The sequence below is a fragment of the Roseixanthobacter glucoisosaccharinicivorans genome (genome assembly GCF_043195095.2).
Classification (GTDB): Bacteria; Pseudomonadota; Alphaproteobacteria; order Rhizobiales; family Xanthobacteraceae; genus NCEH01.
Window position 1 is genome coordinate 4,806,876 of record NZ_CM195538.1, and the last position, 16,687, is coordinate 4,823,562.

Annotated in this window: 15 protein-coding genes; all 15 read right to left on the reverse strand. The window is 65.6% G+C overall.

The genetic code is table 11. The features are described from left to right. Positions 1–2 precede the first annotated feature (2 nt). The 15 genes from map to V5F78_RS22180 all read right to left on the reverse strand — a co-directional run bounded on the left by map (position 3) and on the right by V5F78_RS22180 (position 16,528). Positions 3–830: a type I methionyl aminopeptidase gene (gene map, locus V5F78_RS22110; protein ID WP_394072331.1), complete on the reverse strand. Its 828-nt coding sequence runs from the start codon at positions 828–830 to the stop codon at positions 3–5. A gap of 125 nt (positions 831–955) precedes the next feature. After that, positions 956–1,669 carry a DNA/RNA nuclease SfsA gene (gene sfsA / locus V5F78_RS22115; protein ID WP_394072333.1) on the reverse strand — a complete coding sequence of 238 codons (714 nt, stop codon included), beginning with the start codon at positions 1,667–1,669 and terminating at the stop codon, positions 956–958. Further along, on the reverse strand, positions 1,669–2,139 hold the full coding sequence (locus V5F78_RS22120; protein ID WP_394072335.1) for a PaaI family thioesterase: 471 nt from the start codon (positions 2,137–2,139) through the stop codon (positions 1,669–1,671). The genes sfsA and V5F78_RS22120 overlap by 1 nt, the downstream gene beginning before the upstream one ends. A 74-nt stretch (positions 2,140–2,213) precedes the next feature. Then, positions 2,214–2,987, reverse strand: coding sequence for a fumarylacetoacetate hydrolase family protein (locus tag V5F78_RS22125; RefSeq protein WP_394072337.1), 774 nt, complete (start codon positions 2,985–2,987; stop codon positions 2,214–2,216). 110 nt (positions 2,988–3,097) lie between these two features. Beyond that, the gene (sucD, locus tag V5F78_RS22130) at positions 3,098–3,982 is read right to left on the reverse strand and encodes a succinate--CoA ligase subunit alpha (protein WP_509276402.1); all 885 of its coding nucleotides are present in this window, start codon (positions 3,980–3,982) and stop codon (positions 3,098–3,100) included. Further along, entirely contained in the window at positions 3,982–5,199 is a 1,218-nt protein-coding gene (sucC, locus tag V5F78_RS22135; RefSeq protein WP_509276403.1) for an ADP-forming succinate--CoA ligase subunit beta, read from the reverse strand. Before sucC ends, sucD begins: the two co-directional genes overlap by 1 nt. Positions 5,200–5,718: 519 nt before the next feature. Continuing rightward, positions 5,719–6,969 (reverse strand): formyl-CoA transferase, encoded by a 1,251-nt coding sequence (gene frc, locus V5F78_RS22140; RefSeq protein ID WP_394069977.1) that lies wholly within the window; start codon positions 6,967–6,969, stop codon positions 5,719–5,721. 558 nt (positions 6,970–7,527) lie between these two features. Continuing rightward, positions 7,528–8,805 (reverse strand): formyl-CoA transferase, encoded by a 1,278-nt coding sequence (gene frc / locus V5F78_RS22145; RefSeq protein WP_394069975.1) that lies wholly within the window; start codon positions 8,803–8,805, stop codon positions 7,528–7,530. Positions 8,806–8,929: 124 nt separating this feature from the next. Then, entirely contained in the window at positions 8,930–10,672 is a 1,743-nt protein-coding gene (oxc, locus tag V5F78_RS22150; RefSeq protein ID WP_394069973.1) for an oxalyl-CoA decarboxylase, read from the reverse strand. 50 nt (positions 10,673–10,722) lie between these two features. Next, on the reverse strand, positions 10,723–10,869 hold the full coding sequence (locus V5F78_RS22155) for a hypothetical protein (protein ID WP_394069971.1): 147 nt from the start codon (positions 10,867–10,869) through the stop codon (positions 10,723–10,725). Positions 10,870–10,916: 47 nt separating this feature from the next. Next, complete coding sequence (locus V5F78_RS22160) at positions 10,917–11,552, reverse strand: GntR family transcriptional regulator (protein ID WP_394069984.1); 636 nt, start codon at positions 11,550–11,552, stop codon at positions 10,917–10,919. Between the two features lie 418 nt (positions 11,553–11,970). Then, complete coding sequence (locus tag V5F78_RS22165) at positions 11,971–13,485, reverse strand: tripartite tricarboxylate transporter permease (RefSeq protein WP_394069969.1); 1,515 nt, start codon at positions 13,483–13,485, stop codon at positions 11,971–11,973. A 150-nt stretch (positions 13,486–13,635) separates the two neighbouring features. Beyond that, on the reverse strand, positions 13,636–14,142 hold the full coding sequence (locus V5F78_RS22170; RefSeq protein ID WP_394069967.1) for a tripartite tricarboxylate transporter TctB family protein: 507 nt from the start codon (positions 14,140–14,142) through the stop codon (positions 13,636–13,638). A gap of 70 nt (positions 14,143–14,212) precedes the next feature. Then, positions 14,213–15,226 (reverse strand): Bug family tripartite tricarboxylate transporter substrate binding protein, encoded by a 1,014-nt coding sequence (locus tag V5F78_RS22175; RefSeq protein WP_394069965.1) that lies wholly within the window; start codon positions 15,224–15,226, stop codon positions 14,213–14,215. A 450-nt stretch (positions 15,227–15,676) separates the two neighbouring features. Then, positions 15,677–16,528, reverse strand: a complete 852-nt coding sequence (locus V5F78_RS22180) for an IclR family transcriptional regulator (protein ID WP_394069963.1) — start codon at positions 16,526–16,528, stop codon at positions 15,677–15,679. Between the last annotated feature and the right edge of the window lie 159 nt (positions 16,529–16,687).

The following is a 16,687-nucleotide window of genomic DNA, read 5'->3' on the forward strand; positions in this document are numbered from 1 at the left end:
GGTCAGGCCGGCAGATAAGGCGGCTTGTGGTAGCCCTTCGGGCTCAGGGTGAAGATCTCCACCCCGGTCTGGGTCACGCCGACCGTGTGCTCGAACTGGGCGGAGAGCGAGCGGTCGCGCGTCACAGCCGTCCAGCCGTCGGACAGCACCTTCACGTGCGGACGGCCGAGATTGATCATCGGCTCCACCGTGAAGATCATCCCCGGCTTCAGCTCCGGCCCCTCGCCGCGCCGGCCCACATGGACGATGTTCGGCTCGTCGTGGAACACCTGCCCGACGCCATGGCCGCAGAAATCGCGCACCACGCTCATGTGCTGGGGCTCGACGAAATCCTGGATCGCCGCGCCGATGTCGCCCACATGGCCGCCCGGCTTGATGGCCTCGATGCCGAGCATCATGGAATCGTAAGTGACTTCGATCAGCCGTTCGGCCCGGCGGGGAATCTCGCCGATGGCGAACATGCGGCTGGAATCGCCGTACCAGCCGTCCACGATCAAGGTCACGTCCACATTGACGATGTCGCCTTCGCGCAGCGGGCGCGCGTTGGGCATGCCGTGGCAGACCACGTGATTGATGGAGGTGCACACCGAATAGCGATAGCCGCGATACATCAAGGTCGCCGGCAGGGCGCCATTGTCCATGGCGAACTGGAAGATCAGATCGTCGATGGCGGCGGTGGAAACGCCGGGGCCGACCATTTCGGCCACCGCGTCGAGCGCGCGGGCGGTCAATTGGCCGGCCTTGCGCATGCCTTCGAAGGCGGCGGGGCCATAGAGCTTGATATGGCCGGTCTTCCTGAGCGGCGCCTGGGCCGCCTCCACATAGGTCATCGCATTGGTCCTGGACCGGCGCGCGTCGCCAGCATTGATTGCGTTTGCATCAGATTTAGGCCATGCGGCGCGCAAAGCAAGTGTCCGCGCGCTTTTGCCTGCCGCAGGCGCGCTGCGCGCCAGCTTCAGCCAAGCATGGGAATGGGGCGATCCAGCGCGATCCCGCCGGGATCCAGGCGGCAGGCGAAGGCGAGCGCCTCCACCCCGGCCGCGCGGGCAAGATCGAATGCGGCGCCATAGGCGGGGTCGATATCGCGCGCGATGGAAACACTGTTCGCCGAGCCGATCTGGCACAGATAGACCATCACCGCCCGCGCCCCGGCCCGGGCCTGGGCCGCCAGCTCGATGAGGTGCTTGGTGCCGCGCGCGGTCACGCAATCGGGAAATTCGGACAGGTACGGCTGGCGCATGAGGTGTACATTCTTCACCTCGACGAAACAGGGCGGCCGTCCCGCGCCTTCGAGCAGCAGGTCGATGCGGCTGTTCACGCCGTATTTCACCTCGCGTCGAAGGCTGGGATAGCCGGCAAGTTCGGGAATGGCGCCGGCCGCGATCGCCTCGGCCACCAGGGCATTGGGATGCATGGTATTGACCCCCACCAGCTCCAGCCCGGCGCCGAAATCCGCCTCCACCATTTCCCAGCTCAGCGGCAGCTTGCGCGTGAGCACGGGTGAGCGCGACAGCCAGATCCGGGCGCCAGGCGTCGCGAGCCCGCTCATGGCGCCGGAATTCGCCACATGGACAGTCGTCTCGCTGCCGTCCGCCAGCACCACATCGGCGAGGAAGCGCTTGTAGCGGCGGATCAGGGTCGCAGGCTGGAGGGCGGTTTGAAAGCGCATCAGGCGCGGGTGTCGCTGCGGCCGGCGAGGCAGAACAGGGTCTGCGTGCCGCTGGCGCAATGGGTGCGCACCCCATCGGCTTCCGCGAACACGTCCACCCGCGTGATGCTGAGCGTGCGGCCCGGCTTCAGCACCTCGCCAACCGCGACGAGGCGCTCGCCCCGGCCCGGCGACATGATGTTGACCTTGTATTCCACCGTCAGCACGCTCGAATTGCCGGGGAACAAGGTGAAGGCCGCATAGCCGCCGGCGGTATCGGCGATCGCGCCGATGGAGCCGCCGTGAAAATAGCCATGCTGCTGGGTGAGGGCCTCGGCGTAGGGCAGGATCACTTCCACCCGTCCCGCGTCCACGCGCCCGAGCTGCGCGCCGAGCGTGGCCATGAAAGGCTGGCGGGAAAAGCTGTCGCGCACGCGCTGTTCGAAATCCGGATCGAGCGGGACGAAAGCGGGTGCGGCGGGGGTGATCATGCAAAGGGTCCCGGAAGTCTGTTCCAGGACCCTCTTACATCATTCGCCACCGGGCGCACGCCTGGGCGCGCGGGTCACTGCACGAAGATATTCTTCAACGTGCCGATGCCGTCGATGACGATGTCGATCTCGTTCGACGGGTCCTTCATGGAGCCGACGCCCACCGAGGTGCCGCAGGCGATGAGATCGCCGGGGTTCAGCGTCATGTCCTGCGAGAGCAGGGCCACGAGCTGGTGCGGCGGGAAGATCATGTCGGCGAGCGGGTAGTTCTGCCGCTCGGCGCCGTTGAGGATGGTGCGCACGCTCGCGGTGGCGGGGTCGAACTGCGTTTCGATCCAGGGACCGAACGGGCCGTACTGGTCGAAGCCCTTGGCGCGGGCCCATTGCGGGAAGGTGGGATCCTTGTTCAGGATGTCGGCGGCCGTGATGTCGTTGACGATGGTATAGCCGAAGATGTGGGCGGCCGCTTCGTCCTGCGAGATGTTGCTCGCGGTCTTGCCGATGACGATGCCGAGTTCGCCTTCATAGACCGTCTTGCCGGAATAGGCCGGCGGGCGGTGCACGAAGCTGCCGGGTGCGGCGACCGAGGTGGTGGCCTTGAGCAGATAGAGCGGCTCCGCCGGCTCGGCGACATTGAGCTTGGCGGCGAGGCCGTGGAAATTGTTCCACAAGGCGATGATCTTGCTCGGCACGCTCGGGGCTTCGAGCGTCACGGCCGAGAGCGCAACGCTCTCTCCGGTCGGCGTTGCGCCGGCGAACATGTCGCCCTGGTGCACGGCGATGGCCTCGCCCTCCAGCGTGCCGAACCCGGTGCTTCCGTTCTGTGTGAAACGGACCCATTTCGCCATCTGGTGGCTCCTGACTTGAGATGAGGGGGCCGGCTGCGCGGCGTCGCTGTGCGCGACCCTGGCCGGCCGTTCAATGAAGGTCCGCGCGGCCGGGCCGCGCGGAAATCCGATCAGCCCTTGAGGACTTCGACCAGGGTCTTTCCGAGGCGCGCGGGCGAGGGGGAGACGCGGATGCCGGCCGCTTCCATGGCCGCGATCTTGTCTTCCGCACCGCCCTTGCCGCCCGAGATGATCGCGCCCGCATGGCCCATGCGGCGGCCCGGAGGCGCCGTGCGGCCGGCGATGAAGCCCACCATCGGCTTCTTGCGCCCGCGCTTGGCCTCGTCCGCGATGAACTGCGCCGCATCCTCTTCCGCCGAGCCGCCGATCTCGCCGATCATCACGATCGACTGCGTCTTCGGGTCCGCCAGGAACAGCTCCAGCACGTCGATGAACTCGGTGCCCTTCACCGGGTCGCCGCCGATGCCCACCGCGCTGGTCTGGCCGAGGCCCTCCTGCGAGGTCTGGAACACCGCCTCATAGGTCAGCGTGCCCGAGCGCGAGACCACGCCCACCGAGCCCTTCTTGAAGATGTTGCCCGGCATGATGCCGATCTTGCATTCGCCGGCCGTCATCACGCCCGGGCAGTTCGGCCCGATCAGCCGCGACTTGGAGCCGGAGAGCGCGCGCTTCACCTTCACCATGTCCAGCACCGGGATGCCCTCGGTGATGCAGACGATGAGCGGGATTTCCGCGTCGATGGCTTCCAGGATCGCGTCCGCGGCGCCCGGAGGCGGCACATAGATCACGCTGGCGTCGGCGCCGGTGGCCTCGCGGGCCTCGATCACGGTGTCGAACACCGGCAGGCCGAGGTGGGTGGTGCCGCCCTTGCCGGGCGAGGTGCCGCCGACCATCTTCGTTCCGTAGGCGATCGCCTGCTCGGAATGGAAGGTGCCGTTCTTGCCGGTGAAGCCCTGGGTGATGACCTTGGTATTGGCGTCGATAAGCACGGACATCACGCAGCTTCCTTCTTCACCGCGCCCACGATCTTCTGCGCGGCGTCGTCGAGGTCATCGGCGGGGATCACATTCAAACCGCTCTCGCGGATGATCTTTTTCCCGAGGTCCACGTTCGTGCCTTCGAGGCGCACAACCAGCGGCACCGAGAGCCCCACCTCCTTCACCGCCGCCAGCACGCCTTCCGCGATCACGTCGCAGCGCATGATGCCGCCGAAGATGTTCACCAGGATGCCCTTCACGGCCGGATCGGCGGTGATGATCTTGAACGCCGCCGTCACCTTTTCCTTCGTGGCGCCGCCGCCGACGTCCAGGAAGTTCGCGGGCGCAAGGCCGTAGAGCTTGATGATGTCCATGGTGGCCATGGCGAGGCCCGCGCCGTTCACCATGCAGCCGATGGTGCCGTCGAGCGTGATATAGTTGAGGTCGTATTTGGAGGCCTCGATCTCCTTCTCGTCCTCCTCGCTCTCGTCGCGCAGGGCGGCGACGTCGGGATGGCGATAGAGCGCGTTGCCGTCGAAGCCCACCTTGGCGTCGAGCACCTTCAGCTTGCCGTCCTTGGTGACCACCAGCGGATTGATCTCCAGCATCTCCATGTCCTTTTCCACGAACGCCTTATAGAGCGTCGCGGTGAGGGCCTGGGCCTGCTTGGCGAGATCACCGGTGAGCGCCAGCGCGTCGGCGACGCGGCGGCCGTGGTGGGCCTGGATACCGGTGGCGGTATCGACAGAGAAGGTCACGATCTTCTCAGGCGTATTGTGAGCCACGTCCTCGATGTCCATGCCGCCCTCGGTGGAGACGACGAACGACACCCGGGAGGATTCCCGGTCCACCAGCAGGGAGATGTAGAACTCCTTCTCGATCGCCGCGCCCTCTTCGATATAGAGCCGGTTCACCTGCTTGCCGGCCGGGCCGGTCTGGATGGTGACGAGCGTGTTGCCCAGCATCTCGCGCGCAGCGGCCTTCACCTCGTCGGGGGTGCGCACCACGCGCACGCCGCCCTTGGCGCCGGCGGGCAATTCCTTGAACGTGCCCTTGCCGCGTCCGCCGGCATGGATCTGCGACTTCACCACCACGACGGCGCCGCCGATGTCCTTCGCGCCGAGATCGCGCGCGGCCGTCTCGGCCTCTTCCGGGGTGAAGGCCGGGATGCCGCGCGAGACCGGCGCGCCATAGTCGCGAAGGATCGCCTTCGCCTGATATTCATGGATGTTCATGAGGGTGTTCCCCCTTGCGTGGATGGGCCGCGTTGTTCGCGGCTCCGGCTTTCGGCGCGGTGCGCGGCGGGCCGGGATGGGTGCCGGCGGCGTGACGCGCCCGGCGGACGAGGGTCATACTGGGCGTACGCGCGGCCTCGCCAAACCGAGCCTCCCGCAAGGAGAGGGCCGGGCCGCAGGCTCAGCCCGCAGGTCCGGCGACACGCCGATCTCGTCCCGTTCCTCCGCGCCTGGGAGGGGAAGTGCCGCACATCGCGCCGTCCCACGAGGGAACGCCTGACATTGTCCCCGCTGGTGCTCGTGCCGACGGCAGGTGCCGCGAGCGGCTGGGCGGCGTGCGGGGAGGAAGACGATCCGGCAGCGCGGCAAGGCAGTGCGCGGATCAGGAATGCATCATGTCGCGGACGGCGCGTACGGGCGGCGCATCGCGGCCTGTCCGGGGTACGTGGGTGGCCGAGGGACGGCGCACGCGGGGCGCGCCGTCCGGGAAGGCGGAAGGCCTTCGGTTCGAAACAGGCCTCAGACCGCGCGGGCGGCGTGGAGCGCCTTGATCTGCTCTTCGCTATAGCCGAGGTCCGCGAGGACTTCGTCGGTGTGCTCGCCGAGCAGCGGGGAGCCGGTGATCTCAACCGAGGTGTCCGAGAACTTGATCGGGCTGCCGACGGTGAGGTACTTGCCGCGCTCCTTGTGATCGACTTCCACGATCGTGCCGCTCTCGCGCAGGGACGGATCCTCGGCGATTTCCTTCATGGTGAGCACGGGCGCGCAGGGGATGTCGAACTTGCGCAGGATATCCACCGCTTCGAACTTGGTCTTGTCCGACAGCCAGTTCTCGATGAAGGCGAAGATGTCGAAGATCTTGTCCTGGCGAGCTTCGGCGGTGTTGTAGGCGGGATCGGAGATCCACTCTTCCTTGCCCAGCGCCTTGCAGATCGGCGCCCAGGCGTGGCCCTGGATGGTGAAGTAGATATAGGCGTTGGGATCGGTCTCCCAGCCCTTGCACTTCAGAACCCAGCCGGGCTGGCCGCCGCCGCCGGCATTGCCGCCGCGGGGAACCACGTCCGAGAAGGTGCCGTGCGGATACTGGGGGTATTCCTCCAGATAGCCGACGCGGTCGAGGCGCTGCTGGTCGCGCAGCTTGACGCGGCACAGGTTGATGACCGCGTCCTGCATGGAGACGGCGACCTTCTGGCCCTTGCCGGTCTTGTTGCGGCCGTGCAGGGCGGTGAGGATGCCGATGGCGAGGTGCATGCCGGTGTTGCTGTCGCCCAGGGCGGCGGCGGACACGGTGGGGGGGCCGTCCCAGAAGCCGGTGGTGGAAGCGGCACCGCCGGCGCACTGCGCGACGTTCTCATAGACCTTGAGGTCTTCATAGTGATGGCCGTCGCTGAAGCCCTTGACGGACGCGACGATCATGCCGGGGTTCAGCTCGTTGATGTGCTCCCAGGTGAAGCCCATGCGGTCGAGCGCGCCGGGGCCGAAGTTTTCAACCAGCACATCGGATTCCTTGATGAGCTTGGTGAGGACTTCCTTGCCTTCGGCGGTCTTGGTGTCCAGCGTCAGCGAGCGCTTGTTGCTGTTCAGCATGGTGAAGTACAGCGCGTCCGCATTGCTGATGTCGCGCAGCTGGGAGCGGGTGACATCGCCCGAGCCGGGACGCTCGACCTTGATCACGTCCGCGCCGAACCAGGCGAGCAGCTGCGTGCAGGCCGGGCCGGCCTGCACGTGCGTGAAGTCGATAATCTTAATGCCTTCGAGTGGCTTGCTCATGATCGTCGAATTCCCTTTCGAGCGTTTGACTTTATTCCTGGCCTTCTGCGCCCAACCGGCTCCAGTCAGGAAGTGAAAACCTTCCCCGCTTTGGCCGTTCGACCTGAAGCGCGGAAGGGGCGCTAGTTTTGTACTAGCTTATTTTATCCCGTTGCTGCGCCCCGGCCGCACCCAGCGGCAAGGTGGAGCTGGAATTCTTCAAATTGCAGCGCGCGCAGGCTCGGCTTCGATGCGCAGCATTCAGCGCGCGGGCGGGCCGGCCGGAACGCAAGAGGCGAGGGGATGACGCATGCGCCGCACGGTGCACCCGGGCCGGGCGAAGCCCGGCGGGGACCATGCGCGGGGCCGGTGCGATGATCGCGCCGGCGCAGGATGCCGCGAGCGCGGCCGGACTCACATGCGGATGCATCGTCTCATTCTCTCGGCGATAATCGCCACCTGTTCCTGGCCGCCACTGTCGCGCCGGCCGTTCATCTGCCAGATGCCTGCCCCGGCAAGCCGGAGCGGGCGAAGGCCGAGGGCGGCGCGGTCCTGCGGACCCCGTCGCCCCGTTGAAATCTATTCCGCAGCCTGGCGGAACGGCTCGCCGACCGCGCCGGACTGCTTCACCGCCGCGATCCGGTCGGCGTCGAAGCCCAGCACATTGGCCAGCACATCGTCGGTATGCTCGCCGAGCAGCGGCGAGCGCTCCACCGGCACCTCATTGTCCGACAGCTTGATCGGGTTGCCGACGGTCAAATAGGCGCCGCGTACCGGGTGCTCCACCTCCACCAGCGTCCCGGTGGCATAGAGCGACTTGTCCTCGGCGATCTCCTTCATGGAAAGGATCGGCCCGCAGGGGATGTCGTATTTGTTGAGCACGTCCATGGCCTCGAACTTGGTGTGGGCCATGGTCCAGGCTTCGATGCGCGTGAAGATCTCGTTGAGATGCGGCAGGCGCGCGGCGGCGGTCGCATAGTCCGGATGGGTCTTCCAGGTGGGCTCGCCGATCACGTCGCAGATCTTCTCCCAGACCGGGGCCTGGGTGATGAAATAGAGATAGGCGTTGTCGTCATGCTCCCAGCCCTTGCAGCGCAGGATGCGCCCGGGCTGGCCGCCGCCGGAATCATTGCCGGCGCGGGGGACGGTGTCGCCGAAGGGGATGTCCTCGCCGAACTGGCTGTATTCGCGCAGCGGGCCACGCGCGAGGCGCTGCTGGTCGCGCATCTTCACGCGGCACAGGTTCAGCACGCTGTCCTGCATGGCGCAGAGCACCTTCTGTCCCCGGCCCGTGTGCTCGCGCTGGAACAGCGCGGTGACGATGCCGAGCGCGAGGTGCAGGCCGGTGCCGCTGTCGCCGATCTGCGCGCCGGTCACCAGCGGCAGGCCGTCGCGGAAGCCGGTGGTGGAGGCGGAGCCGCCGGTGCACTGGGCGACGTTCTCATAGACCTTGCAATCCTCGAACGGGCCGGGGCCGAAGCCCTTCACGGACGCCACGATGAGGCGCGGATTGAGTTCCTGGAGACGCTCCCAGGTGAAGCCCATGCGGTCCAGCGCGCCGGGAGCGAAATTCTCCACCAGCACGTCGCACACCTTCACCAATTCCTCGAGGACGCGCTTGCCCTCCTTGTTCTTGGTGTCGAGCGTGATGGACCGCTTGTTGGAATTCAGCATCGTGAAATAGAGGCTGTCGGCATTGGGCACGTCGCGCAGCTGGGTGCGCGTCACGTCGCCCTCGCCGGGGCGCTCAACCTTGATCACATCCGCGCCGAACCAGGCGAGCAGCTGGGTGCAAGTCGGTCCCGACTGGACATGGGTGAAATCGAGAATGCGGACACCGTCCAGAGCCTTGGCCATCTATTTCCTCTTTTCCTCTCCGCGCGCGCCTTAAGCAACGCTTGGTCTTGTTCGTTGGTTATCGACGCGGGTGAAGGGGATGGGCGGGACCTTCGGCCCCGCCCGCTCTCGCGGAAAGACCGGACTACTTCTTCTTGACCACGCTTTGCGGGTTCAGATTGCCGATGCGTCCGCTTTCGGTGCCGGCGGCGGGGTCGATCACCGCATTGATGAGGGTGGGCTTGCCGCTGTCCATGGCTTCGTCCACGGCGCGCTTCAGCTCGTCCGGGGTCGTCACATTGACGCCGACGCCGCCGAAGGCCTCCATCATCTTGTCGTAGCGGCTGTCCTTCACGAACACCGTGGTGCCGGGATCGCGGCCGGTCGGGTCGGTATCGAGGCCGCGATAGATGCCGTTATTGTTGAAGATGACGATGCAGACCGGCAGGTTGTAGCGGCAGATGGTCTCCACCTCCATGCCGGAGAAGCCGAACGCGCTGTCGCCTTCCACCGCGAGCACCGGCTTGCCGGTCTCGATGGCGGCGGCAACGGCGAAGCCCATGCCGATGCCCATCACGCCCCAGGTGCCAACGTCCAGGCGCTTGCGCGGCTGGTACATGTCGATGATGCCGCGCGCGAGGTCGAGGGTGTTGGCGCCCTCATTGACCAGGATCGCGTCGGGCCGCTCCTTGATGACGGTGCGCAGCGCGCCCAGCGCCCCGTGGAAGTCCATGGGGGAAGAATTCTTCATCAGGCGCGGCGCCATCTTGGCGATATTGTCGTCGCGCTTGGTGACGATGGTGTTGATCCAGTCGGCCGGGGGCGCCGGCCACTTGTCGTCGATGCCGGCCAGCAAGGCGGAGACCACGGAGCCGATGTCGCCCACCAGCGGCGCGACGATCTCGACGTTGGAATCCATCTCCTTCGGCTCGATGTCGATCTGGATGAACTTCTTGGGCGCATCGCCCCAGGTCTTGCCCTTGCCGTGCGACAGCAGCCAGTTGAGGCGGGCGCCGATGAGCACCACCACGTCGCTGTCCTTCAGCACGGTCGAGCGCGCGGCGCCGGCCGACTGGGGATGGGTGTCGGGCAGCAGGCCCTTGGCCATGCTCATGGGCAGGAAGGGGATGCCGCTCTTCTCGATGAGGGCGCGTATCGCGTCATCGGCCTGGGCATAGGCGGCGCCCTTGCCGAGGATGATGAGCGGACGCTTGGCGCCCTTCAGCACGTCCAGCGCGCGCTGCACCGCTTCGGCGCCGGGGAGCTGGGCGGGCGCGGGGTCGATCACCTTCACCAGCGACTTCGCGCCGGCTTCCGCATCCATGATCTGCGAGAACAGCTTGGCGGGCAGGTCAAGATAGACGCCGCCCGGACGGCCGGACACGGCGGCGCGGATCGCGCGGGCAACGCCGATGCCGATATCGGCGGCGTGCAGAACGCGGAACGCGGCCTTGCAGAGCGGCTTGGCGATGGCCAGCTGGTCCATCTCCTCATAATCGCCCTGCTGGAGGTCGACGATCTCGCGCTCGGACGAACCCGAGATCAGGATCATCGGGAAGCAATTGGTGGTGGCGTTCGCCAGCGCGGTCAGGCCGTTCAGGAAGCCGGGCGCGGAAACCGTGAGGCAGACGCCGGGTTTCTTGGTGAGGAAGCCGGCGATCGCGGCGGCATTGCCGGCGTTCTGCTCATGACGGAACGAGACCACGCGGATGCCTTCGGCCTGCGCCATGCGGCCGAGGTCCGTAATCGGAATGCCCGGCACGCCATAGATGGTTTCGATGCCGTTGAGCTTCAGCGCGTCGATGACGAGATGGAACCCATCCGTCAGTTCCCGTTCCGTGCCGGCGTCGGCGGTATTCGCGTCGATGACCTGTGCTATTGCGGACATTCCGCTTCCTCCCGGAAAATCTTTGGCTGTACCGATTCGGTGATGGAGTCCTAGAGCGCGCTGTCCGCGCCCCGCTCAGGACGGGCGTTCATGATGCGACGGCCTTCGTCCCGTGTGACGAAACGGCCGGCGCCGAGCGAACCCCGGGGCGGTTCGCGCCCGATGGCCTCGCTCTTCGTGATGCCCGTCGTTGACATATCGCGTCTCCTTGCGATGTCCAATTTCCCGCCCGGCCGCGCGCGGCCTATTCGGGAAAAACTCCGTGTTTCTCGACATGAGCCGCAAGGCCCAGCGTGTGCTCGCGCACCAGGCGCTCGGCGCGCTCCGGGTCGCGGCTTTCGAGCGCGTCGATGATCGCCGTGTGCTCGCGGATCGAGGTTTCCAGCCGGTTTTCCTGGCGGATCGAGACCGCGCGTATGGCCCGCATGTGCAGCAGCAGGTTCTGCGTCATGTCCACGATCAGGTTGCAGCCGCCCATGCGGATGATGGCCTGGTGGAACGCGATATTGGCCTGGGAATATTCGTTGGTGTGGGCGTGCGGCGGCTCCTGTTCGAAATCGTTGAACAGGCGGCGCAGGCTCTTGAGGTCGGCGGCGCTCGCGCGGGTCGCGGCGAGGTGCGCGGCCATGCCTTCCAGGGCGGCCCACACGGTGATCATTTCGAGAATTTCGCGCTTGGTCTTGCGCACCACGAAGATGCCGCGCCGCGGCACGGAGCGCACGAAGCCTTCCTGCTCCAGCACCGTCATGGCTTCGCGAATGGGGGTGCGGCTTACGCCAAGGTCTTCCGAGAGCTGGCGCTCGTCGAGCCGGAATTCCGCGGTTGAACCATAGATGTCCATCTCGGTAATGGCCCGCTTCAGTGCGTCATAGGCCAGCATGCGCAAGCTCGAGGAGGCGCCGAGCGGCTCCACGTTGAGCTTTGGTGTGTCGGCGACCTGATGCACGACCTTTGTTCCCTTCCCTGTGGCCTGCGCCTTCTGGCGGGCGCGCGCCGTCGGTGAAATACTGTGTACTGTATGCTAGCCTGGGGTGCAATACCCCCGAGGCGGCGAAACATGCTGCGGTGCAACGACTTCAGGGGCACGGGGGCGGCGGATGGGCCTGCGCGAAGCCGCCGCAATGCCGGGTCGGTGAAGGCCCGCCAGGGCCGGTACGCCATGCCGCCGAGCAGCATTGCCGCAAGCTGCGGCCGCAGTGAGGCACGGCCCAGCGGACAGGCGCGCCTCAGCTTTCTCGCGGTGCGTTCGGTTGGGAAACCGGCGGCGCTGCCGCCGGCTTCCTGTCGCGGGGCCGGGCTTATTCTGCCGCGGCGTGCCGGGTGCCCTTGGTCATCCGCGCCTTGATGGCGCTGATGGCCGGCCAGAACAGCATGACCAGGGCCAGGGTCACGATGGTGCCCACCAGCGGGTTCGACCAGAAGATGGAGAGATGGCCTTGCGACACCAGCATGGCCTGGCGGAACGAGCTTTCCGCCATGTCTCCGAGCACCAAGGCGAGAACCAGGGGCGCCAGGGGATAGTCGAGCTTCTTGAACACGTAGCCGACGACGCCGAACACCAGCATCACGGCGATGTCCAGGCCGGCATTGTGCACCGTGTAGGCCCCCACCGCGCAGATCACCAGGATGATCGGCGCAATCACGCTGAACGGGATGCGCAGGATTGCGGCGAACAGCGGGACGGTGGTGAGCACCACGATCAGGCCGGCGATATTGCCGAGATAGATCGAGGCGATCAGGCCCCACACGAAGTCCTTCTGCTCGACGAACAGGAGGGGACCGGGCTGCAGGCCCCAGATCAGCAGGCCGCCGAGCAGCACCGCTGCCGTGGGCGAGCCGGGGATGCCGAGGGTCAGCATGGGGAGCAGGGCCGAGGTGCCGGCCGCATGGGCCGCCACTTCCGGCATCACGACGCCTTCCAATTCGCCCTTGCCGAAGTTAGCCCCGTTCTTGGAGAACTTCTTGGCAAGGCCGTAGCTCATGAAGGAGGCGGGCGTCGCCCCGCCGGGGGTGATGCCCATCCAGCAGCCGACCACCGCCGAGCGCAGCATGCCGGCCCAATACTTTGGCAACTGGGCCCAGGTCTGGAACACCACCTTCGGGTTGATCTTGGCGCTCTTGCCCTTGAAGGCGAGGCCCTCTTCCATGGTCAGGAGGATTTCGCCCACCCCGAACAGGCCGATGACCGCCACCAGGAAGTCGAAGCCGCGCAGCAGCTCCACCGACCCGAAGGTCATGCGCAGCTGGCCGGTCACGGTATCAATGCCCACCGCCGCCAAGGCGAAGCCCAGCGTCATGGCCGCGAGCACCTTGAATGGCGATTCGCGCCCCATGCCCACGAACGAGCAGAAGGTGAGCAGATAGACCGCGAAGAATTCAGCGGGGCCGAATTGCAGCGCGAACTTGGCGATCACCGGGGCCAGGAAGGTGATGAGCAGCACGGCGAAGAAGGCGCCGATGAAGGAGCCGGTGAAGGCCCCGGTCAGCGCTTCGCCCGCCTTGCCCTTCTGGGCCATGGGATGCCCGTCGAATGTTGTCGCAACGGACCAGGGTTCACCTGGAATGTTGAACAGGATCGACGTGATGGCGCCGCCGAACAGCGCCCCCCAATAGATCGACGAGAGCATGATGATCGCCGAGACCGGCGACATGGAAAAGGTCAGCGGCAGCAGGATGGCGACGCCATTGGCGCCCCCGAGGCCCGGCAGCACGCCGATCAGCACGCCCAGCGCGATGCCGACGAACATGTAGACGATGTTCATCGGATCGGCGAGGACGGAAAAACCTCCGATGAGTGATGTGAGCGCTTCCACGGAATTCCTCCCCTCGGCCCCGGCAACCCTTGCCTGGACATGCGGGTGTTGTGTTTTTGGCGGCGGATGCGGTCGGGTCGGCGTCGCGGCTGAGCCGGGACGGCGCGGGACCTGCGGATTGGCGGGCGCCCGGCGCGCGGGCGGCCGCGATCAATAGCCGAATGCTGTTTCCAGCGGGCCCTTGGGCAGGGGCACCAGGAACCAGATCTCGAACATCACGAACAGGGCCAGCGGAACGCCGATGGCGACCGGGAGGATAATGGGCAGCTTGTACTTGCCGAGCCACCACATGAAGAAGGCGATGAAGATGACCGAGGCAACGTAGATGCCGATCAGGGTAATCAGGATCGCATAGACAATGGTGGGCACAAGAACCTTCAGCACCTGCATGAAGGGCTCGCGATCGACGAAATTGGTCAGGTCGGGAGTCTTCGTGATGAGGTTCTGCACCAGCGTGCCCACGCTGGCGATAAACATGATGAGGCCGATATAGAAGGGGAAATAGCCGGCCTGCGGGCCGTCTTCCGCCCAGCGCGCGCCGACTCGCCAGCTGTCGGTCATCACCACCACGGCGAGCGCCATGAAGATGAGCGCGACGACGACGTTCATCGTGCGGTTTGAGACTGTTTTCTCGGTCTTTTCGACGTCCGATGACATGCTTGCAACCTCCCTTTGGAGATCACCGCCGCAGATGGGTGCCGGGGCGGGGGGGCGCCCCGGCGGTCCATCACTTGGCGATGAAGCCCGCCTTCTCCATGAGCGTGCGATGTGTATCGGCGGCCTTGCCGAGCCAGGCCTTGTACTCTTCACCGGTCAGAGCGGAGGTGTTGAACGCGCCCTTCTCCATGAAGTCTGCCCAGTCCTTCGTCGCGCGCACGCGCTTGAACAGATCGACGTAATAATCGACCTGGTCCTTGGTGACCTTGGGCGCCATGAAGATGCCGCGCAGCATCAGGTATTCGATGTCGAGCCCGCCTTCCTTGCAGGTCGGGATATCGTTCCAAGACTTGTCGGTGGTGACGGGCGTCTTGTAGTTGAGGCGGACGTCATCGAACACGCACAGCGGCTTCAGTTCGCCGGCGCGCCATTGCGAAACCGCCTCGATGGGGTTGTTGACGGAGGAGGTCACGTGCCCGCCGACCAGCTGCGCCGCGACGTCTCCGCCGCCCTTGTACGGGACATAGATGAACTTGGCGCCGGTCTTCTGCTCGATGGCGGCGGTGATGATCTGGTCTTCCTGCTTGGAGCCGGTGCCGCCCATCTTGAATTCGCCGCCGGGGGCCGCGCTCTTCAGGGCTTCGAGATAGCCCTTCACGTCGGAATAGGGCGCCTTGGCATTCACCCACAGCACGAATTCGTCGAGCGCCAGCATGGAGACCGGCGTCAGGTCGTCCCATTTGAACGGCACGCCGGTGGCGAGCGGGGTCGTGAAGATGTTGGACAGAGAAATGATGATCTTGTGCGGGTTTCCGACGGATCCCTTCATGTCGAGGAAGCCTTCGGCACCCGCGCCGCCGGACTTGTTGATGACCACCATCGACTGGTTCATCAGATTGTTCTTCTGAATAATACCCTGAATGACGCGGGCCATCTGGTCGGCGCCGCCGCCGGTGCCGGCGGGAACGATGAATTCCACATTCTTCGTGGGCTCCCACGCAAGCGCGGGCAAGGGCGACAAGGCCGCCGTGGCGGCCAGAACAGCCGCGAACTGCTTCACGGAATTGGCTAGGGCCAAACGCATTCCTTTTTCCTCCCGATCGTCCGCTTTCTTAAGTAAGCGGATCACCTTCCCTAACGTGCTGACGTAGCTGCTTTTATTGCCACTCTGGCTAGGAGCGGATCAGAGAAGAGTATATTGTATGTCAAAGGCGCGCAAATGAAATTGACGCTCGGGCATATCGTGCGCCGAATACTTCAAATTAAAATAAATAATACAATATGCCAGAAAATCAGAGCCAACTTCCGGCAATCTACCGCTGCAGCCGCAATAAAATCGAGTGCGATGCAGCAAAGTCATTGCGCGACAGCGCTCGCGCCGGCCGCATGTTTGGTCGGTGTGCGCGAAAGGCGTGAGGGGAATGCAGTTCCGGGGCCGCGCAAAAGGTCTCCGCGTGGCTCGGTAAAAACCGATCACCCGAATACCTACGTCACTCGACCGGAAACGGCGCCGACGCCCCGCTGCCCGCCGCCTTCAGCGATAGACGACGAATTCCGGTGGCAGTACTTCGTCGGCGCCGGAATACAGGCGCGTCATCTGCTCGGCAGCTGAGGCGATGCGCGGTCCCAGGCGCGCGATCCGGTCGTCGCTCATGCGCACCGCCGGCCCGGAGACCGATACCGCGCCGATGGGTTCGCGCCATTCGTTGAAGATCGGCGCCGCCACCGCCCGCATGCCGAGGGTGTGCTCTTCGTCATCAATGGCGAAGCCGCGGGACTCGATCGCGCTCACATCGTCCATGAGCGAGCGCTCCGTGCGGTGGGTGCGTACCGTGAAGGCTTCGTAGCGCATCTGCGCGAGACAGGCGCCCCGGAACGCCGGGCTCGCCACGGCCAGGATGCCTTTTCCCGCAGCCGTGGCGTGGAGTGGCAGGCGCGCGCCGAGCCGGAAGAACGCCCGCACCGCCGAATGTCCCTCCGCCTGGGCCACGACCACCAGTTCGTTGCCGTCGAACATGGCAAGGTTCACCGTCTCGTCGGTCTCATGCAGCAGGCGCCGGATGACCGGCCGGCCGATATCCGGCAGCTTGCGGATGCGCAGGTACGCCGCGCCGATGCGGAACAGGCCGAGGCCTACTGTCCATAGCCCGTTCTCATGGTCGTGGTTCACCAGCTGGCGCTTCTGCAAGGTCGCCAGCAGGCGATGCACGGTGGAGGCCGGCAGATCCGCCTTCTTGGCAATATCCGACAGGCTCATCCCGTCGGCGTCCGCAAGCACGCGCAGCAGCGCCACCGCGCGATCCAGCGACTGGACCTCTCCACCCGCATCCGGGGCGGTGGAGGCGGGACGGCCGCGGCGGCGGGGCAGGATCTCGGTATCTGGCATGGGTGGACTCGCCCAATTCATGGCTCCGTGACGGAAACCAGCGGGCCGCACCTTACAGCGAAACCGGGGTGCGGCGAGCCACTGTGACAATTTTCCACATTCTGGAAAGATTTCTCACGAATATCATGAAATAGGATTTGACGACGGCATTGGTCGTCT